Origin of the sequence: Streptomyces sp. ALI-76-A, from assembly GCF_030287445.1 — a bacterium.
Lineage (GTDB): Bacteria > Actinomycetota > Actinomycetes > Streptomycetales > Streptomycetaceae > Streptomyces.
In genome coordinates, this window is the sequence record NZ_JASVWB010000002.1 from 255,078 (window position 1) to 274,470 (window position 19,393).

Annotated in this window: 18 protein-coding genes and 3 pseudogenes; 8 read left to right on the forward strand and 13 right to left on the reverse strand. The window is 69.6% G+C overall.

The annotated features are described in order from the left end of the window. Positions 1–22 precede the first annotated feature (22 nt). From QQS16_RS01865 to QQS16_RS01890, 6 genes and pseudogenes are all read right to left on the reverse strand, one after another. Positions 23–417: pseudogene (locus QQS16_RS01865) on the reverse strand (transposase); the annotation flags it as partial. Between the two features lie 91 nt (positions 418–508). Further along, positions 509–654: pseudogene (locus tag QQS16_RS01870) on the reverse strand (ABC transporter substrate-binding protein); the annotation flags it as partial. A gap of 13 nt (positions 655–667) precedes the next feature. Continuing rightward, complete coding sequence (locus tag QQS16_RS01875) at positions 668–2,254, reverse strand: ABC transporter ATP-binding protein (RefSeq protein ID WP_286059811.1); 1,587 nt, start codon at positions 2,252–2,254, stop codon at positions 668–670. Continuing rightward, positions 2,251–3,066, reverse strand: coding sequence for an ABC transporter permease (locus QQS16_RS01880; protein WP_286059813.1), 816 nt, complete (start codon positions 3,064–3,066; stop codon positions 2,251–2,253). The genes QQS16_RS01875 and QQS16_RS01880 overlap by 4 nt, the downstream gene beginning before the upstream one ends. Positions 3,067–3,163: 97 nt before the next feature. Continuing rightward, entirely contained in the window at positions 3,164–4,135 is a 972-nt protein-coding gene (locus QQS16_RS01885) for an ABC transporter permease (protein WP_286059815.1), read from the reverse strand. A gap of 35 nt (positions 4,136–4,170) precedes the next feature. Next, on the reverse strand, positions 4,171–5,706 hold the full coding sequence (locus tag QQS16_RS01890; protein ID WP_502963882.1) for an ABC transporter substrate-binding protein: 1,536 nt from the start codon (positions 5,704–5,706) through the stop codon (positions 4,171–4,173). Between the two features lie 821 nt (positions 5,707–6,527). On the opposite strand from QQS16_RS01890, the gene QQS16_RS01900 reads away from it, so the two are divergent. The 3 genes from QQS16_RS01900 (at position 6,528) to QQS16_RS01910 (ending at position 8,852) form a co-directional block, all read left to right on the forward strand. Continuing rightward, positions 6,528–7,109 carry a pyridoxal-phosphate dependent enzyme gene (locus QQS16_RS01900; protein WP_286059819.1) on the forward strand — a complete coding sequence of 194 codons (582 nt, stop codon included), beginning with the start codon at positions 6,528–6,530 and terminating at the stop codon, positions 7,107–7,109. Between the two features lie 61 nt (positions 7,110–7,170). Continuing rightward, positions 7,171–8,589 carry an MATE family efflux transporter gene (locus tag QQS16_RS01905; RefSeq protein ID WP_286059820.1) on the forward strand — a complete coding sequence of 473 codons (1,419 nt, stop codon included), beginning with the start codon at positions 7,171–7,173 and terminating at the stop codon, positions 8,587–8,589. Between the two features lie 77 nt (positions 8,590–8,666). Continuing rightward, positions 8,667–8,852, forward strand: coding sequence for an ATP-dependent DNA ligase (locus QQS16_RS01910; protein ID WP_286066186.1), 186 nt, complete (start codon positions 8,667–8,669; stop codon positions 8,850–8,852). 113 nt (positions 8,853–8,965) lie between these two features. On the opposite strand, the gene QQS16_RS01915 is transcribed toward QQS16_RS01910, so the two are convergent. The 4 genes from QQS16_RS01915 to QQS16_RS01935 form a co-directional block, all read right to left on the reverse strand. Next, positions 8,966–9,163 carry a hypothetical protein gene (locus QQS16_RS01915; protein ID WP_286059822.1) on the reverse strand — a complete coding sequence of 66 codons (198 nt, stop codon included), beginning with the start codon at positions 9,161–9,163 and terminating at the stop codon, positions 8,966–8,968. Between the two features lie 14 nt (positions 9,164–9,177). Next, a complete protein-coding gene (locus QQS16_RS01920; RefSeq protein ID WP_286059824.1) occupies positions 9,178–9,762 on the reverse strand; it encodes an ArsR/SmtB family transcription factor in 585 nt (194 codons plus the stop codon). A 590-nt stretch (positions 9,763–10,352) separates the two neighbouring features. Then, the gene (locus QQS16_RS01930) at positions 10,353–11,756 is read right to left on the reverse strand and encodes a DMT family transporter (RefSeq protein WP_286059826.1); all 1,404 of its coding nucleotides are present in this window, start codon (positions 11,754–11,756) and stop codon (positions 10,353–10,355) included. A gap of 443 nt (positions 11,757–12,199) precedes the next feature. After that, entirely contained in the window at positions 12,200–13,120 is a 921-nt protein-coding gene (locus tag QQS16_RS01935) for a relaxase domain-containing protein (protein WP_353479651.1), read from the reverse strand. A gap of 123 nt (positions 13,121–13,243) precedes the next feature. On the opposite strand from QQS16_RS01935, the gene QQS16_RS01940 reads away from it, so the two are divergent. Continuing rightward, positions 13,244–13,459, forward strand: coding sequence for a DUF6243 family protein (locus QQS16_RS01940; RefSeq protein WP_286059829.1), 216 nt, complete (start codon positions 13,244–13,246; stop codon positions 13,457–13,459). A gap of 729 nt (positions 13,460–14,188) precedes the next feature. Beyond that, positions 14,189–14,386 carry a hypothetical protein gene (locus tag QQS16_RS01945; protein ID WP_286059830.1) on the forward strand — a complete coding sequence of 66 codons (198 nt, stop codon included), beginning with the start codon at positions 14,189–14,191 and terminating at the stop codon, positions 14,384–14,386. A 117-nt stretch (positions 14,387–14,503) separates the two neighbouring features. Here the strand turns inward: QQS16_RS01945 and QQS16_RS01950 are convergent, their stop codons facing one another. Continuing rightward, positions 14,504–15,253, reverse strand: coding sequence for an SDR family NAD(P)-dependent oxidoreductase (locus QQS16_RS01950; RefSeq protein ID WP_286059832.1), 750 nt, complete (start codon positions 15,251–15,253; stop codon positions 14,504–14,506). Positions 15,254–15,380: 127 nt separating this feature from the next. Between QQS16_RS01950 and QQS16_RS01955 the strand changes: the two genes are divergently transcribed. Together QQS16_RS01955 and QQS16_RS01960 are read left to right on the forward strand one after the other, a co-directional pair. Then, complete coding sequence (locus QQS16_RS01955) at positions 15,381–15,815, forward strand: Rrf2 family transcriptional regulator (RefSeq protein ID WP_286059833.1); 435 nt, start codon at positions 15,381–15,383, stop codon at positions 15,813–15,815. 203 nt (positions 15,816–16,018) lie between these two features. Further along, a pseudogene (locus tag QQS16_RS01960) lies at positions 16,019–16,109 on the forward strand (IS5/IS1182 family transposase); the annotation flags it as partial. 155 nt (positions 16,110–16,264) lie between these two features. On the opposite strand, the gene QQS16_RS01965 reads toward QQS16_RS01960, so the two are convergent. Beyond that, positions 16,265–17,194, reverse strand: coding sequence for an AraC family transcriptional regulator (locus QQS16_RS01965; RefSeq protein ID WP_502963745.1), 930 nt, complete (start codon positions 17,192–17,194; stop codon positions 16,265–16,267). Between the two features lie 110 nt (positions 17,195–17,304). On the opposite strand from QQS16_RS01965, the gene QQS16_RS01970 reads away from it, so the two are divergent. Continuing rightward, a complete protein-coding gene (locus QQS16_RS01970; RefSeq protein ID WP_286059836.1) occupies positions 17,305–17,985 on the forward strand; it encodes an NAD(P)H oxidoreductase in 681 nt (226 codons plus the stop codon). Positions 17,986–18,312: 327 nt separating this feature from the next. On the opposite strand, the gene QQS16_RS01975 is transcribed toward QQS16_RS01970, so the two are convergent. Continuing rightward, positions 18,313–19,302 carry a fibronectin type III domain-containing protein gene (locus QQS16_RS01975; protein ID WP_286059838.1) on the reverse strand — a complete coding sequence of 330 codons (990 nt, stop codon included), beginning with the start codon at positions 19,300–19,302 and terminating at the stop codon, positions 18,313–18,315. Positions 19,303–19,393: the final 91 nt, after the last annotated feature.

Sequence of the window (19,393 nt, forward strand, 5' to 3'; positions counted from 1 at the left end):
TTACTGATGGAAACCGCCCCGGGTCCAGCGGCTGGTTCCGCCACTCGGCCATCCCCTCCATGACCTTGTTGGTGATGGTCGAAAGGGTCTGCTTTGACACGCTCGCGCCGTAGATCTCGGCCAGGTGGGCGGAGATGTCGCCGTGCGTCAGATCGCGCGCGGACAGGGAATGGACCATCTCGTCGACACCGGTCAGGCGCCGCTGGCGCTTCTTGACGATCTCGGCTCGAAGCTGCCGTCGCGGTCACGGGGCACCGTGATCCGAACCGGCCCGACGTCGGTCAGCACGGTCTTGGACCGGACCTCGTTGCGGCTGTTGCCGCTACCGCCACCGGCCGGGTCGTGCTTCTCGTAGCCGAGGTGGTCGGTGACCTCACCTTCGAGAGCGGACTCCAGCACCCGCTTGGTCAGCTGCTGCGGTGCGGGCCTGCTTCCGCTTCGAGGGCGTCGGCTTGTCGGTGTGCCGGTAGGACATGTGGGGGCTGCGATCTGCGGTGCGGTAGCCGTAGGACTTCGCGTCGTAGGACTTCGCGTCGTACGTCTTCCTGCCGCTGTCGTCCTTGAAGGTGGCGGCGAGGTTCGGCGGGAGTGTCGTGCGTCGAACTCACCGGAGCGCAGCCGGGTCGCGCGGACGTCGTCGTCCTCGACGAGAGAGCCCGAGTCAACGTCACGTCGTCCCCGCCGGGGTCCGCAGGAGAGCTCGGGTCGCCGCGTGGCCTGGAGTGGTGAAGACGGTTGCCGTGGGGCCGGAGTCGACGGTGCGACCCGCGTCGAGGACGGTGACGGTGTCGGTGCGGTCCGCGATGAGCGGGAGGTCGTGGCTGATGAGGACGAGGGCCGTGCCGCGCTCCTCTCGCAGCCGGACCAGCAGGTCCATGATTGTCTCGGCGGTGGCGGAGTCCAGCGCCGAGGTGACCTCGTCGCAGATAAGGACGTCCGGATCGGCGGCCAGCGCCCGGGCGATGGCCACGCGCTGACGCTGGCCGCCGGACAGTTCGTGCGGATAGCGGTCGGCGAACTCAGGTGGCATACCGACCTGTTCGAGCAGCTCCATCACGCGCGAGGCCACTTCGCCCGCCCCGCACCGACGGTGCAGTCGTATCGGCCTGCCGACCGTGGCGCCGACCGTGCGGCTGGGATTGAGCGCACCGAGCGGATTCTGCGTGACCAGCTGGATTCGGCGCCGCTGTTCGCGGCTGCGGCCGCGCAGGCCGGTGCTCAGCAGTACCCCGTCGAGGCTGATCCTCCCTGCGGTGGCCGGCTGCAACCCGACCACGGCACGGACCAGCGTGGTCTTGCCGGATCCCGAGGCACCGACGATCCCGGTCGCCGAGCCGGGCGCGACAGCGAGGGCGACGCCGTCCAGGACGGGGGCGTCCGAGCGACGGCCGAAGGTGACGCGGAGGTCGCGTACGTCGAGCATGGGTTCGGTGGCAGCCGAGGGCGTCAGGCGGTCGTGCGGTGCCTCGGGCGTACGGGTTGCGGCGTTCGCTCCTCGATAGGTGCCGGTATACGGGCTGACGTACGTGCCGAGTTCCACCACCTCGTCCGCGATCCGTTCGACGAGTTCGGGGTCGTGGCAGGAGAGCGCGACGGCGAGGTGGTGCTCAGCGGCCAGGTGCCCTAGCAGCTCACCGATTTCGTCGCGGAGTTCGGGGTGGAGCCCGGCGGTGGGTTCGTCCAGGAGCAGGACCTCGGGGCGGCGGGCCAGGGCGCGGGCGAGGGCCACTCGGCGCTGTTGTCCGCCGGACAGGGCGGCGGGGCGGCGGGCGGCGAGGGATCCATCGTCCGGGAGCCGTACCTCGGCGAGGAGCGTCCGTATCGCCTTCGGAGTCCGGTCGTCGGCGAGTTCGCGGAGCAAGGAGCGCACGCGCATACGGGGGTTCAGTCCCGAGCCGGGGTCCTGGCCGACGTAGGCGAGCCGCTCACGGCGCAGGGTGCGCAACTCCCGTTCGGGCAGGGCGAACACGTCGTGGCCGAGGACTTCGACCCGGCCGGCGGTGCGCCGGGTGCCGGGTGGCAGCAGTCCGGTGAGGGCTCGCAGCAGCGTGGTCTTGCCGGAGCCGGAGGGGCCAGTGAGAGCGACGACCCTGCCCGGGTGGAGAGCGAGCGCGGCGTCCTTGAGGATCACCTGGTCGGGGGCGGCGACGGTGAGGCCTGAGACCTTGACTGCTGCTTCGGCCGGGGAACTTGCGATGCCGTCGGAGGTCGAGTTGTCGTCGTCCTGCCGGTATCGGTCGGGTACGTGGCTCACAGAACGCTCACCGCCTTACGACCGGTCTGCGGGGCGAGGCCCGCCGCGGCGAGGTTGACGCTGAGGGCGAGGAGGCCGATGGCGATGCTGGGGGCGACGACGGCCCAGGGGTTGAGCAAGATCCCGGGGGAGTTCTCGCGGATCATCAACGCCCAGTCCGCGGCCGGCGGTTGGGGACCGACTTGGAGGAACCCGGCCGTGGCGACCAAGTAGACGGCGGCGACGAAGCGCAGGCCGAACAGAGCCAGGAGAGTGGCGCGCAGGTTGGGCAGGACCTCGCGCAGGACAAGGTGCCAGAGGCGTTCGCCGCCCGCCGCGGCAGCCTCGACGTATCCGGAGGCGGCGACGGGAGCCGCCGCGCCGGCCGCGAGCCGCACCGCGTACGGCACACCGAGCAGTACGGCGGCGGTGATGACGGCGAACCGGCCACCGTCCGGCCATGACAGAGCGACCAGGAGAATGCCCAGCACGGCGGGCAGCAGCATCAGCACGTCGGCGACCCGTTCCACCAGGCGCCCGACGCGTGGCCGCAGCGCACCGATCGCACCGAGTACCGCCGCGCTGCCGGTGACCACCACCGCGACCAGCAGCGAGGAGAACACCAGCTCACGGCCGCCGGCCAGCAGCCGCGTGAGCACGTCCCGGCCTAGTTGGTCGCCGCCGAGCACGGCACCGGCGCCCGGTTCCCCGTACGGCGCGGTGACCGGCGCGTCGATGGCGTGCGGCGCGAGCCAGGGTCCGGCAAGGGCGAGGCAGACGAGCAGCAGGGCGGGCAGCACACGTATGAGCGTGGCACGCGTTCGGGGGGTCATCGCCGGCCTCCGGCATCGAGAGCGCTGGCATAGATGGCTACCGCATCGAGAGCGCTGGCAAAGATGGCTACCGCATTCACCGGCAGCCGCTGGGGGTTCATCGCCGTGCTCCCGCCGTCAGGTCCCGTACAAGGTCGGCCAGGAGCAGTACGCCGGTGATGACCGCGCCCGACAGAGCGGTCACGCCGGCGATGACGGGACTGTCGCGGTCGGTGACCGCGGAGGCGAGGACGGAGCCGATGCCGGGGTAGTTGAAGATGGTCTCCACGACGACGGCGCCGCCGAGGAGCATGCCCGTGGAGGTGGCGAGGCCTGCGGTGATGGTGGGCAGGGCGCCGGGCAGGACGTGGTGGGTGAGGACGCGGTGGGGTGGAAGGCCGTCCAGGACAGCGGTCTCCACGTGCGGCGCGCGGGCCTCGTCGGCGAGGGCGGCGCGCACGATGCGCACGTTCCAGCCCGCCTGCGGGATGGTCAGGGCGAGCGCGGGCAGGACCAGCATCTCCCAGGAGGCGGGAGTTCCGTCGGCGTCGGCGATGGTCACGGCGGGCAGCCACCCTGTCCACAGTGACAGCACAAGGACCAGGGCCACGGCAACCACGAACTCGGGGAGGGCCAGCACCGCGGTGGCCGTGGCGGACACCGCCCGGTCGACCCGGCCGCCCGGGCGGAGCGCGGCCCAGCAGCCGAGCACGGTGGACAGCAGGGCGGTGAGCAGCAGCCCCAGGCCGCCCAGCAACAGCGTGTTCGGGAACGCGGTCGAGAGGAGGTCCATGACCTTCTCGCCGCGTGCCGAGGTACCCAGATCCCCGGTGGGCAGGCCGCTCATCCAGTTCCAGAAGCGTTCCAGGACCGGCCGGTCGAGGCCGAGCAGCTGGCGCCGCTCCTCGGTGTCGGCGGCGCTCTCGCCGCGCTCGGAGGTGGCCGTCGCCGCGTCGCCCGGCAACAGTTCGACCGTGGCGAAGACAAGCGCGAGGAGCACCGCGAGCAGTACCGCCCGTTTGAGGACGACGAGGCCGGCCCGGGCGAGCAGCCGGACGGGAACGCGGGCTGGCCGGGCCTTCTCCGCCACGGGAGGGAGCCCGGCCGGCGCGGCCGTGTCAGGCGTCAACGGGCCAGCCAGGCCTGTTCGAGCTGGACCCTGCCGTAACCGGGCAGCGTGGGCAGCCCGTGGACGACGGACCCGGCGAGGTCGATGCCGTCGGCCATACCCCACAGGAGGTAGCCGGAGCTGTCGTATTCGATCTTCTGAAGTTGCTTGAGCAGCGCGGTGCGCTCACTCGCGTCGGCGGTGCCGATGGCCTTCTCGTACGCCGTGTCGAAGGCATCGTCCTTCCAGCCGGCCTCATTCTGGCCGCTGTCGGAGACCATCGTCTTGCTGGCGAAGAAGACCACGGAGTCGTTGGTGCCCCAGTAGGTGGTGTACAGGTCGCCCTTGAGCCAGGTCTTGTCCCAGAAGGTCCCCGACTCCTGCTTGACGACCTTCACCTTTACCCCGGCCTCGCGGATCTGGGTGGCGAAGAGGCTGGCCGACTCGGCGAGGCCGGAGATGTCCTCGGTGGTGTACAGCTCGTACGTCTTGGAGATGTCGAACTTCGCCTCCTTGAGCAGTTCCTTGGCCTTGGCGAGGTCGCGGGTGCGCTGCGGGAGGCTCTTGTCGTAGGCCGGGTCGCCGGTGCCGAGGACGTCGTTGGCGACGGTGCCGTAGCCGGACAGAACCTGCTTGACCATGGCCTCACGGTCGACGGCCAGGCGCAGTGCCTCGCGGACCTTGGGGTCGGCGAAGGGTCCGTCGGCGGTGCGCATGACGATGGGCATCGCCATGTCGTTGGGGCGGCGGATCGTCTGGATGTCCCCCCGGCCCTTGGCGGTACGGGCGGCGACGGCACCGACGTTGGAGGCGACGTCGATCTGGCCTGCGAGCAGGGCGCTGGCCATGGCCTGCGGGCTCTCGAAGATCTTCACCTCGATGGCGTCGAGGTACACCTCGCCGCCGTACCAGTTGTCGTTGCGGACAAGGCGGGCGTTGCCGCCGCGGAACCAGTCGAGCTTGAAGGGGCCGGTGCCGGGGGCCTTGGCGATGTCCTTGTCGGCGGTGCCCTTGGGTATGACGAAGGTGGTGAGGCGGGTCAGCAGGGGGAGTTCGGCGTTGGCGTAGTCGGAGACGAGGACGACGGTGTCGGTGCCCTCGGCGCTGATGTTCTTCCCCTGGATGCCCGGCAGCCGGGAGGCGCCGGCCGGGGTGGCGCGCAGCCGCTTGAGCGAGAAGACGATGTCCTCGGCGGTGACCGGTGAACCGTTGTGGAACTTCGCGCCCTTGGCGATCGTGAACCGCCACGTCTTCAAATCGTCGGAGGCTTTCCAGCTCGCTGCGAGCCGTGGCTCGGTGTTGGGTTTGGTGCCGGGCACGGTGAGCGTGTCGTAGAGCAGGCTGAGGATCAGGTAGTCGCTCTCGTTGGCCTGAGTGCCGTGGGGGTCGCGGGTGATGGCGCCCGCGCGGCCCAGCGCGCCGACCCGCAGCGTGCCGCCCTTGCGGGGCTTGGCCGAGCCGCCGGTGGCGGAACCGGTCGGCTCCTCGTCGCTGCCGCCCCCGCAGGCGGTCAGCAGGGCGCCCGCGCCGAGGGCGCCGCCGACCAAGAGCATGTGACGTCGCGTCAGCTCCACTTGTTCCTCATTTTCCCGCAGTTGGCTGAATTGCTTAGCCTTACCTACCCTGCGCCACCCCTGTGCGACAAGACCACGAACAGTGTGACATAGATCTTTCTTAGGTAAGCCTTCCCTATTTTCCTGGGAGCTGACTATGTTTCCGACGAGCTACCCCGAAGCTCTTCCGGTCCATCCGGTCCATCCGGTCCATCCGGTCCACTCCGGGGAAGCCCGCTTCGCCATGCCCGTACCACTCCCTCGTCGCCGGAGCCGACGCCCTGCGCGCCCTGCCTACGCGCCCTGCTCACGACGACCCCGGCCGGCGAGGACCTGAACCTGGCCGAACTGCTACGGACGGCAGGGGTCACCCTGCTCGTCGAGCCGGAACGGGCCCTGCTGGACCACGGGTCCACGGCACCAAGGAACGCGACGGCTACGACATCCTCACCGTGGACGGCAGCAGCCTCAGCCTGTCCGAGCAAGGGTTCGACAACGAGTTCCTGCCCGACCCGATACTCGTACCGCTCGAGCGCCCGGACCTCGCCGACGGCGGCCTCTACCCCGCGTGCGTGGGCGCCGCCACCTGCCTGGAGTCGGACATGGTGACCTGGCGCACGATCCCCTTCCCGGTCCGGCCGGCCGTCAGGCGATCTGCTCGTGGACCTCACCACCGCGGGCTACCAGACGGACTCCAACGAGTCGCCCCTTCCACGAGCTGCCGCTGCCACCCAAGGTCGTCATCGACACCCCCTCGTCCGCCGCCGTCTCCGCCCGTCCCCGCTGGCGTCTCGACCGCCACCCGTAGGGAGCTCCCCGCCATGAACAACGACCCCCTGCACCGTCCGGCCATCGTCCGCCAGGTCTCCGAACTCATCGGCGCCACACCACTGTTCGCACTGTGCCGCCCCGAGAGCGACGCACGGCTGCTGCTGAAGCTGGAGCAGTTCAACCCCACCGGTACGGCGAAGACACGCATGGCCCGGCAGATGGTGATCGACGCCGAGGAGCGCGGCCTGCTGCGCACCGGCGGCCGGATCATCGAGTCCACCTCCGGCAGCACCGGCCTCGGCCTCGCGGTCGTCGCCGCCGAGCGCGGCTACACGTTCACCGCGGTCGTCGACCACCACGTCGCCAGGGACAAACTGCGCGCCATGCAGGCCATGGGCACCGAACTCGGCTCGGCGGGCGGAGTGGTGTACGAGGTACTGACCCGGATGACCTCTCTCGCGCCGGGGACGACTATGGTCGCCCTGATCAACGACGGCGGCGAGAAGTACCTGGACACCGTCTCCGACGACGACTGGATGAGCGCCCGGGACCTGCTCGCCCCCGACGTCGAACGCGAGGTGGACGAACTGCTCGCCAAGCTCCGCCGCGTCGCGCCGGAAGCCCTGGCGTAACAGCCCAGAGCAGCCCCGTCGTCCACCCCTTCGTACAGTCCCGCACACAGGAACGGACCCGATGCCGCCCGCCCTCGCCCGCCTCCTCGGTGACAGCCGCACCCTCGCCTCGCTCGCCGTGCCGCTGGCGCTGACCCAGCTCGCCCAGGTCGCCCTCACCACCACCGACACCATCATGATGGGTCTGCTCGGCACCGAGGCCCTGGCGGCGGGCGGCCTCGCCGTGGTGATCTTCAACCAGCTGCGCACCATGGGCGTCGGCATGGTCACCGCCGTCGGCAACCAGGTCGCGGCGGCCGACGCGCGGGCGGAATCGGCCAGGGACGGCGCCGGCCACGCCGACAAGGCATCCGCCGAGGACGAGGTCCGGGACCTCGTCCGGGCGAGCCTGCTCCTGTCGACCCTGGCAGGTATCGCGGGCGCCGTCCTGATGGTGCTCATCGGGCATGCCGTGATCTGGCTCGGCCAGGACCCGGACGTGGTCGACGCCGCCAAGCCGATCCTCTACACCATGGCGCCCGGCCTGATCCCCTGTCTGTGGTTCCAGGCGATACGGCAGTTCACCGTCGGCATGCGCCGCCCACAGGCCCTGCTACGCATCACCTTCGCGTCGATCGCCGTCAACCCGGGCCTCAACTGGGTCCTCATCCACGGCACCTGGATCTTCCCGGACCTGGGGCTGCCGGGCATCGGCCTGTCCACCAGCCTGGTGTACGCCCTGTCGTGCCTGGCCCTGTACTTCTCCGCCCGGCGCGACGCCCGGCTCGCCCCGGTGCTGTCGCTCGCCATCTGGAAGACCCGCCCGGCCACGCTGCGCAGGCTCACCGGGCTGGGTACGCCGATCGCCGCCACCTACGGCTCCGAGGCCGGATTCTTCTTCGTCGTCGCGCTCTTCGCGGGCAGCTTCGGCACGGCCGCGCTGGCCGCTCACACGGCCGTCAACCAGCTCGTCTACATCGTCTTCCAGATCGCCGTCGGCCTCTCCCACGCCGCGTCCATCGGCGTGAGCCGCGAGCTGGCCCTGCACAACCTGGCCGCGGCCCAGCGCCTGAAGACCACGGCCCTCGCCTGCGCGGCGGCGGTGATGGCCGTGGTCGCGCTGGTGTACATGACCGTGCCCCAGCTGGTGCTCGCCCCCTTCTTCGACACCGGTGACCACAGGGCGATCGAAATCGCCACACAGCTGCTCCTCGTCGCCGCGGTCCTGCAGTTCTTCGACTGCGCGCAAAACATCGGCGTAGGTCTGCTGCGCGGCCTCGACGACACCAAGGGTGGCTTCCACGTCACCCTCGTCGGCTACTGGCTCGTGGGCCTGCCCGCCGCGGCCCTCCTCGGCCTCGCCATCGGCTTGGACACCCTCGGCATCTGGCTCGGCCTCCTCACCGGCCTCGCCACCACCGCCGTACTCCTCCTACGCCGCTTCAACCGAGGCCTCGGCCGACTCCCCCGAACGACGGAACCGACGCCGTCCCAGGCCTGATCACCGAATACGGGGCTCTGAGGTGGTCGTCACGCACACCTACTGGAACAGCCTCCACCCCTGCGTCCGTACCCGATCTGCGGCCTGACTGTGCCGCGGAGCCGAAGTGGGACGGATTTCGGGCTCTGGTCTCCGTCGAGCGGGGTTGGGTGGTGCTGCGTTCCAGGCGCGGCACCGCGATGGGGCCGTCGTTTCCGGAGGTCGTGGCCGGGGCCGTTCAACTGCCGGACGCGACCGTGCTGGACGGCGAGCTGGTCGTATAGGACGCCGCGGGTGTCGACGGTCATGCGATTCCCCACCTCAGGTGGGTTCGGCGTCAGCCAATTCCCCATCCGCGCGGTCAGGTTTCCCCCGGGGACGGCGGTCGCGAACGGCGCTAAGGAATGGCGGCTGCCGCCTTGGGTGTGGCCGCCAGCCGCAGGCCGACTTCCACGAGGGCCCAGCCGAGACGGGTGCGGAGGTGCCGGGGGTGCCGGGGGCGCCGGGCCGCTGCGGCGAGACGGTACGCGTCGGCTTCGGAGCGGAGTTCGGCGGCGCGGACATGGTGCAGGGCAAGGTGGGTCTCGGGGCGCATCGGGCTGTGGCCTTTCATTCCGTGGTGAGGGGGAACGCGTGTGTGTGGATGCGTACCTGGGCGGTGTTGGCGTCGTCCTCGTCGGCGGCCCGGTCGCGGTAGGTGTCGACGAGCGCGTGCATCTTCTCGACGAGTTCCCGGGTCAGTTCGGGCGTCAGCCGCAGTGTCGCGCTGCTCATGTCCCAGGTGCGGTTCCATTCCTCCGGCCATGTCTGGCGGTTGCCGAGCCAGGTCGACAGGTCCCGGGTCTGGGTGGTGGCGACCTCGTGGAGGTACATGTCGGCGGCTCCGCGCACGTCCGGGCTGGCGTCCGTGAGCAGTGCGTCGTCGAAGCGCAGACCCTTGTGGACCGCCTTCCACCACCGTTCCCGGCCCTTGCCGCGCTCGGGGGCGTCCTCAATGAAGCCGTGAATGGCGAGCTGCCTCAGGTGGTAGCTGGTCGCACCGCTCGACTCGCCCAGCTTTTCGGCGAGTTGAGACGCGGTGGCCGGGCCACCGAAGCGCAGGGCGTCCAGCAGTTGCATGCGCAGTGGGTGTGCGAGCCCGCGCAGGGATCGGGCATCGAGATTGCGGACGGGCGAGTCCTGGGGCTCGTTCATGCCTACAAAGATAGCGCTGCAAAGGAATGCTTGCAATGGAATCTTTGCATCGAATGCTTTGGTGTGGCTGCGTCACACAGGACAGCTGCGCAGTCACCTGATGTTCAGCAGATGGGGCGGTTCGACAGATATGCGATCTCTATTCTGAATCCACGAAACGTACGAAGCGCTCGTAGACGGACGCGGCGCATGCGTGCCGGCCAGGGGGAACACACCACTGATCGCCCTGGACGGCGTCGTCACCCGCCCGGTGCGCGGTATCTCCCCCTGCCAGTTCGCTCGCGCCTGGCGTACCGACGACCACCGTCACCGGGTACTGGGCTACGCACGCTCCTGCCGGCGGGCGACCGGACAACCGGGAAGGCACCGAACATGAGCCGAAACCGACTCCTCCCGCCAGAAGCCGAGCAACCGCCCACCCCAAGCACTCGGCCGTCCCCAGGTGCTGTCCGTTCCCATCGACGTTCAGCGGTCCCGTCATCGACAAACGCTTCCCGAACCCACCGACCTGCGGTGACGATCCTCACCTACGAAACCATGCTGGGCGCCTCTGCTCCTCGTAGACAGCCCGAAGTGCTTCCGGCGGCACCTCAAGCGGGCATGGTCGGCATTGCTATACCCCTGCGCCTGAGCCTCTGTCGAACGGCGTCCGCCATCTCGGGGCGGTGGCCAGGCACATGGGCGTGGAGCAGAAGAAGGGAAGGAGCCAGGTCATAGAGAGCGTTGGGATCCTCCACCCGGCTCCACTCGTGGTAGGCACGATCCACGCAGGCCCGCAGTTCCGTGATGTCGTCGCTCTGTGTGCGCAGGCGATGCTGGACGGCTGTGAGCCACAGCGCGCACGCCCGGTCGGGTGCCCCCTCCAACCGAGCGAGCACGGCCTGGACTTCGACCCAGCGCGTGGCCTGCGGCGAGCCCACACCATGTGCCCGGACGGCACTCGCTTCGAACGTTCGGGCGATACGAGCGGCCTCGGCGTGCCGCCCGGCGTGAGCCGCGTCCCACACCAGGGCATGCATTTCGTCGACTGCCGTCTCGTCGAGCGTGATCACCGGAAGGGTGATCAACGTGCTCCGTCCGCCGCGGTCCAGGATCCCCGAGGACGTTTTGGTGCTGCGGGCATCGCTGATCACGACCACGGACACCCCGGTCATGATCAGCGCCAGACCGGCCCACGCGAAGCCCGTCGGTACCTGGTCCAGCCAGAGCCACGCCAGCAGCGCCGCCGCCGGAGCCTCCAGCAAAAGCGCCACGCTGACCGTAGTGGCCGGCACACGTCCCAGCGCGAAGTTCAAGGACACCAGACCGAGCAGTTGGGGGAACACCAGCAGACCCACCAGGGCCAACAGCGTCACCCGGTCCAGGTGCACCTCGACGGCTCCCGTGACCAAGCACAGCACGGTCAACTGCAGCGAGCAGACCAACGCGCACACCGCAGAGTGCACAGAGGTGCTGATCCGCAGGCGGGCCCGTTCGCTGAGCGCTGTGTATCCCGCCAACGACACGGCACCGGCCAGCGCCAGGAGGTCACCCAGAAGCGCGGAGGTGCCGCCCTGCCAGTCCCGGCCGGCAGCCACCGCAGCCCCGCAGACCGCCAATGCCATGCCTGCCCAGACAGCCCGCGACAGCCGCGCTCCGCATGCAGTCGCGATCAGGGCCTGCCACACGGGCTGGGTGGACACGAAGGTGGTGGCCATGGCCACCGACGTCAGACGGGTGCTCGGCATGAACGTCGCGAAATGCACGGCCAGACAGGTGCCGGCCGCGAGCCCGTACAGCAGGGAGTGACGGTTCCGCGGAGCCAGAAACCGCTTGGTCTGGGCGCGGCGCCGCCAGAGGACGACGGGCCCGAGCGCGGCGAAGCCCAGCAGATTTCGGCCGGCTGCCATGAACAGGGCGGGTGCCGTGGCGGCGGCGGTCAGTGGCGCAGTGACCGCGAAAGCCGCCACCGTGACGGTGACTGCCGCGGCTGACACGAGGTCGAGGCGTCGCATGGGACAGGTCCTTCAGGCAGAGTCGGAAGGGAGCGGACGCTCCGGAAGCGGGCGGCAGTCCCGGTCGTGGAAGCCGGACGAACCGTGAAGCGGACGGCTTTGTGGCCCGCCGAAGCACCGGCCCGGCTGCGTCCCGATGCACAGGAGTGTCTGTCGGTTACGACGTGCACGAGGCCCCCCGGGTTCAGACATGTTCTCTCCGCGGCCTCCGCCTCGTCGGCGTAGCGCCGCAGCAGGGTCGACTTGCCGACGCCTCCCGGTCCGTGGAGGTAGAGCACGCAGGCGCTGCCAGGGGTTCCGGATGCGAGTTCCGGAGTGCGACAGTTCGGTGCCGCGGCCCACGAACGCCCGGTCGCGTGTCTGCCGCCGGCCCTGCCCCAGACTGACGTGCGGCTGCGGAGAAGGAGACGGCTCAAGGTCTCGTACCGGTTGTGTGCACCCGCTCAGGGTGAACATCTGACCAAGCGCCCCACATCGGATCGCATGGGGCGGACTGTCCGAGGGCTGTCACTTCCGCCGCTCGTGGCCGGGCGGCGGGCCACAGTCGGAGTCCGGGCGCGTCGCTGATCTCCGCGTGAGCGTCGTGGCAGCGGGGCGTGCGCGCGCGAGGTGTGCAACGTGCTTCGTCTCGCGGGCGCCGTGGACAGGGTCGGCGAAGCGTTCGGGCGGCGGCCCCGGTGGCGTGGCGCTCGGGAAGGCCGGTCAGCGGCAGGTGTCTGAGCGGGCCGCCCCGGCGTGAGGGGGGGGCAGTGCGAGCGCGCGGCGACCAGACCGCCGGGCGGCCACACCCGATAGATGCCCTCCTTGCCGTACTGGATCACCGCCACCTCGTCCTCGATCCACTCCAGCACCTGCTCGATCGCGCGCTCGTGCACGGCCCCGATCACCCGCCAGGTCTCCTCATCCCTCAGCGCCCACAACGAGTGGGTCGTCGGCTGCGGCCCGAAGACGAAGTCGACACCCGTGACCGTCACCCGGCGACCGAGGGCAGCGGCCTTGAACGCCTTCTGCGGGGAATCGCCCGTCGCGAGCCGGTCGGCCGCGATCCGGTCCGCGTACGGGTGCCGGCTCCGCTCGCCGAACACGTTCCGCAGCTGCTGCTCAGTGACTTCCTCGCCCGGCGTCAGCCCGAGCGGGCCAGGCCGCGGCGCATCCATCGCCCGGCCGGGACACCCGCTTGCTCCTGAGCCTCCCGGAGCGGCGTGCGGGCCGGCTGCGGCCGGGAGCGGGCCCCGGCCGTCCATGGCCTGGACGATCGGCTCCGTCGGCTGACCCCGGGCGCGCTCGCCGAAGGGCCGGCCGACGCCGAGGCGGCGACAGGGTTGGTGTGGAGGGCCGGCGGAACCGGGTAACGTCTTTGTCATGTTCTTCCAGACCCCGATTTACGAGTGAGAGCGTGACAGGGCCCTACCGACGTCGTTCGATGTCGCCGCCCGTCCCCCACCGATGAATCCGTAGATCCCTGCACATCATTACCGGGAGAACCCGTGACCGTGAGCAAGAACATCAACAACCCCGTGGGCATGGGCGGTGGCCAGCGCAAGAAGCTGTCCCGCGCCGAACGGCAGAACAACGGTCCGCACCGCAACCTCGACCGCCAGGGCGCAGCTGACCAGAAGGCCGAGCTGGTGCGCAAGATGCGCGAGAAGACAGGCGCAGCTGAGGGCGCCGGGCAGGCGGGCGACGACACCGCACAGGGCTGACGTACCGCCGCGGCAAGGCGGCACTCCACGGGGCAGGGCCCGGACCGCGACGCGCGGTCCGGGCCCTGCTGCCATATCGGTGCCCTGCTGCCGTACCGGGTGCCGCGGTCGCGCTCAGCTCTCGGCCGACCACCCACGTCTCAACTGACCAGCCGGGGTAGCCGCAGTTCGGCAGCCGCGTCGCCGCCACCCCGAACTGCGCCAGCAGCCCAACACGTTCTTCGTGCTCGGGCGACTGCGCCTGTAGCAGACACAACTGGACGATGGTCGATCAGGTCCGCTTCGCCGGGAGCCCGGGTCACGCAAGGCCGTAGGTTGTCGTCTCACGCAAGCCGCCCAGACGCGGAGCGATTCTCTGCCGGTGCCTCCAACGCCGAGGTGACCAAGGACGTACGGGTGAGTGTTCGCTCGGTGCAGCGCTGGCCCCGGGCCTGGCACGACGCGGGCACCGAGGGGCTGCGGTCCGCCGGGCCGAAGGCGACGAGGGTGATGAACCGGCGCTGGACTTCGTTGCAGGACAGCGGGACTTGGCCGTCGGAAACAGGTCGGCGCGCTGTTCGGCGACACTGACCGCGGTCGGGAAGGCATGGGCGAGTATCACCAAGGTGACCAGGGGCTCCAGCCGCGTGCAACGAACTCCTGGCGGCCCATCGCCGTTACGTCGCCTACGTCCTCGATCCCGGCGCGTCCATCACCGCGGTGCCGCATCCTCGTGAACCCGGCCGGCTGATGCCGTTCTTCGATGAAACCGGACGCCCTTACAAGGAAGCGCTGGAAGCCGACTTCACCTCGATGCGCCTGGTCACTCAGCGTCCTGAAACGGTCCGGGCCGGAGTCTCCTTCGTCAACTCTGCCCGCGAAGTCGCCGCCGCCCGCGCAACCGCCTCCCACGCCGGCATACCGTCAGAGGCATTCGAACGCCTATGAGCTCGGAACACGACCACGATCCGGGCTTCTCGAGGCGTGTCCACGCACTTGCGGGTCGTTGGCGGTGCGCGCCCCGAAGGCGCGATGTCCTTCAGGGCGTGCGACAGGGGTTCGGGTTCAGGCGTTGTAGCCGCCGTGGGCGTCCAGCACCGCGCCCGTGACGTACGACGCGGCGGGGCTCGCCAGGAAGGCGATCGCCGCGGCGATTTCGTCGGGGTGCCCCATGCGTTGCAGGGACAGCGAGCTGACCAGGGCATCGAGGGTCTCGGGGTCCGGCGGTTGCATGCCGCCCTCCATCAGTCCGGCCTCTACGACGTTGGCCGTGATGTTCCGGGGCCCGAGGTCGCGTGCGACGCCCATGGTGTACCTCTCGATCCCGGACTTGGTCGCCGAGTAGTCGGCAAGGCCGGGGGCTCCGACCCGGGAACCCAGTCCGGAACTCACCGTGATGATGCGGCCGCCCCTGCGCAGCACTCGGGAGGCGGCCCGGATGACGGAGATCACGCCGAGGTAGTTGGTGGCGTGCATCCGGTCCAGTGCGGCGGTGTCGGCGTCCGGGTCGTCCACCGTGCCGGCCACGGAGATCGCCGCGTTGTTGACGAGGATGTCCAGGCCGCCGAAGTGCGCGACCACGTCGTCGATCAGCGCCGGCGCCCGGCTCGTGTCCGCCTGGTCGGACTGGAAGGCGGCGGCCTTGGCTCCCTTGCCGTGCACCTCGTCGACGACGGCCTGCGCCCGTTTCTCGGAGCTGACGTAGGTGAAGGCGACATCAGCGCCCTGCTCGGCCAGCAGTCGTACGGTCGCGGCTCCCAGTCCGCGCGACCCCCCGGTGACCAGGGCGACCTTGCCCGTGAGTGGCTTGCTCATTCTTCTCACCTCGTTGATTGACCCTTCCTGGCGTCGCAACATTAATTGTTACGACAGACTGTTGCAACCTTCTCTGTTACGACAGAGCTGTCGTAACATGAAGCGTTGCGGCTGAGAGGAGGAGCCCATGAGCGCCAACAGCAGGCTGACCATCGCCGCCCACGCGCTGGCCTGGATCGGCCTCTATCAGCGCCAGGGCCATGAGGTCGCCACCTCCGAGCAGATCGCGACCAGCGCCAACACCAACCCAGTGGTGATCAGACGGCTGCTCGGCGAGCTGCGCAGGGCCGGGCTCGTGGAGTCCCGGCGGGGCGTGGGCGCGGGCTGGTCGCTGGCACGCGAGCTGGAGTCGATGACCCTGCTCGACGTGTACGAGGCAGTGGAACCCGGCCCGCTGTTCGCAATGCACCGCACCACCCCGGACCAGGGATGCGTGGTGGGTCACGGTATCCAGCCGGCAATGCAGAGCATTTACGAGGGCATCGAGGAGACCCTGAGACACCAGCTGGCCCGCGTCACGCTCGAGAAGGTACTCCGGGACGTACTCGCGGCACCTCGCTAGCCTCTCCGTCATGCCCTGGCATCACCAAGATCCCCATCTAAGTCCAGGCCAGCGAACAGCCTGGCAACCAGTCGCGCCGAAGACCGTTGCAGTGTCAGACCGTGTCCGACGAGCTCGTCACTTGGTCTTGTTGAAGTGCCCTGTTCCGGCGTGACCGATGTGACGATCTCGCCGTTCGGGAGGATGTGAGCACCCGGCCATGGATCGTGGACGACGACTTGTGGGCGCTGATCGAGCCGCTGCTGCCGCCCTGGCCGGAGAAGTCGCCGGGCCCACGGCCGGTGGCGGACCGGCTGTGTCGGCAGGGCTTCCTGTACGTCCGCACGCCAACCCCTCCGTGGCGATGAGACCTTCCGGCGGGATGCGCCACGAGCGGGCGTGGTGATGGTCTGGCACGCCGTACGCAACACGACACCTCCGAGAATGCCGCTGGTCGCCGGACCGGCTTTTCAGGCTGCCGCGGCGCGGAGCATGGTGGGGCTCAGGCCCTTGTGGCGTTTGAACGCGGCGCTGAAGCCGAAGGCGTCGGCATACCCGACGGACCTTGCGATCTGGGCGACGCTGAGGTCGGTGTCGGTGAGCAGCGTCTCGGCCTCGTCCATGCGGCATTCCGTGAGGTAGGCGAGGGGCGGGCGGTTCATCAGCTTGGTGAAGCGCTTGGCGAACAGCGCCCGGGAGACGCCGGCCCGAGCGGCCAGTGACGCTACGGTCCAGGCCTCGGCGGGCTGGTCGTGGAAGGCCCGTAGGGCGGGGCCGAGGACGGGATCGGCCAAGCCCCGATACCAGCTGGGCGCTTCGGCGCCTGCCTGGTCGAACCAGCTACGCAAAGTGCACACCAGGGCCCAGTCGAGGAGCCGGTCCATCAGGGCCTGCGAACCGGCCGAGAGTTGGGCGGCGTCGGCGGCGGCCGTCTCCAACCAGGCACAGACCTCGACGTCCTCCTTCATCACCAGGACGGGCGGCAGGGCACGCAGGAGCCGCTCGTGGCGGTGACCCGAGGCACGGTAGGCACCCACGATCATCGCCGTCGCCTCCTCCGAGTCATTGCCCCAGCGGATACCGCCGAGTTGCTGGTCGGTGCACTCCGCGTCCCTGGTGAAGCAGGCGATCTCGTACGTGGCATGGGAGCCGTGGACAGTGGCGGGACGGTCCGCGAGATGGAACGGTGCGGGGCCGCACACGATCGCCGTATCTCCCGCACCAACCGCCCGCTCGGTGCCATCGGGCAGCAGCAGGGTGCCCCCGCCGCGCAACACGCTGATCATGGTGAGCGGGGCGTCGTCGGCGAAGCGGATGGTCCAGGGCGCCGTCAGTACGGCGTGGGTGACGACCGAGCCCTCGGCCCGGATGCCACTGAGCAGCGAACTCAAAGGATCCACACGACACATCGTAGACGATCTCCTATGTTCCGGAGCGTTTCTCCCATGGATCATCTACGTCATCGCGGCTGTACTGGAGACATCGAATCGAGCGAGACCCGGGAGACACCGTGACGCAGCACGCCGGCCATGCCAGGACAGCCCTTGTGGTCGTGGCACACCACCGCTCCGATTCCCTCACCGCGCACACGGCTCGTCGTGCTGCCGCCCGGCTCGAGGCCGCCGGATACCGCATCGACCTACTCGACCTGCACGCCGAGGGATTCGACCCACGGATGAACACCTCCGACCAGCCGGACTGGGGCAACAGGGAGAAGGCGTACTCGGACGAAGTGCACGCCCATATGCAGCGCGTCCTCGACGCCGATGTCGTCGTCGCCGTCTTCCCCGTGTACTGGCAGAGCGTGCCCGCCATCCTCAAGGGGTGGATCGACCGCGTATGGAACTACGGGTTCGCCTACGGCCGCAGCAAGCCCCGCCTGGCCGGCAAACGCATGCTGTGGCTCGGCCTCGCCGGCGCCACCGCCGACGACCCGATCGTGGAAGGAATGCAAACCGTCCTCGAGACGAACCTGAGCGAAGGAATCGCCTACTACTGCGGCTTCTCCCATTCCAGCGTCGGCCTGCTCACCGACGCCGAGGAGCGCCCGCAGCACGTCGACGCCGAAGGGAACCTCCTGATCGGCGAAGCGGTCGCGGGCGCTGAACGTGAGGCGCAGTATGCCGATCTCGACCGGCGTGCAGGGGAGTTCGTGGAAGAGTTCGCCGCCGCGGAATCGCTGGCGGCCTGACTTCCCGACGGACATACGTGATCGTGAACGACGTGTGAGTGCCGAACGGGACAGGCGCCCAGGCCCCACCCGTCGTGCCGAACCCGCCGGGAAGCCGCCCCGAGTCCGCTCACACCGAGCGGACTCGGGGCGGTCCCTTGCCTTCTCGGCAAAGCCTTCCGGCATGCATCGAAGCACAGCTGAACTGGGCACTCATCACCATGATGCCCCGCCGCCCCACCAGCAAAGCCGCGCACCGACATGGGAAATCAGATCGAAAGTCACGCGGCAGCCGCCCCCTCGCCCGGCCGGCCACAGGCACCGGCCGCTGATCACGCCGTCGAGATGTCAGCTGCCCGTCGTGACGGTCCGCTTCGTCGAGAACGCTCCCCAGCTGCCGTCCGGCAGCCGCGGTCTGATCCTCACGGCGTACGTCTTGCCTTCTTCCGTGCCCAGGTAGACGGTGTGCCTCTCCCGTCCCTCGGGCGCGTCGTCGCTCCCGGCCAAGGTCGTCACGAACACCTCGTCGAGGTAGACCTGGTACTCGGCCTCGAGTCCGTCCGTCCGGGGCGGCGTCCACGACAGGTCCAGGTAGTACGCCTTGTCCTTGGTGTTCTTGCGCACCGAGGCCCGGAAGTCCTCGGTCTCCGCCCCGTCGCCGCCCTCGCCCTGAGCGGTGGTCAGTCGTAGAGGTGCGCTGGCAGGGGAGAGGTTGTCCGCCGCGTCCCTGGCGCGCACCGAGAAGGCGTAGTCGGTGCCCGGGCGGAGACCGGTGAGGACGGTCCTCGTCTCCTCACCGTCGACCGTGTGCATTTTCGCGTTTCCCTGGTAGATGTCATACGAGACGACTCGCTGGTCGTCCGTCGAGGCGGTCCAGCTCAGGTCGGCGGCTCGCGATCCGTTGGCCTCTCCTCGCAGCGGGCCGGGGCGGGTCGGCGGATTGCTGTCCTCGGCGGGCGCGGCGGGGGTGGTGACGGGGACCTTGCGGCTAGGGGTGGAGTGATTGCCGGCGGTGTCTCGGGTGCGGACGGTGAACACGTAGTCGGCGGACGGTTTCAGGCCGACGATGTCGACCATGGTGCGGTCCGCGTCGACCTCCTTGACCTTCTTCCCGGCTTGCAGGACCTCGTACGCCTCCACCGTCTCGCCGTCCTCGGCGGCCTTCACCCGCTTCCACATGACGTGGACGGTGGTCGCACTGCTGGACTGCGCGGTGACCCCGGTCGGGGCCGCGGGCGGCCGCTCGTCATCGCCGCTGCACGCCGTGAGCGCCAGCAGGGCGACGGAGCAGGGCAGGAGACCGGCAGGCCGGAGCCCGGGTGCGCGGGACACGGGCATGGCATTCCTCCGGCGTCGGAGTGAGGACCAGATCATGGCAACCTTCCGGGCCACGCGATCTGCGGAGATGACGGAAGAAGGGAAGAAGTGG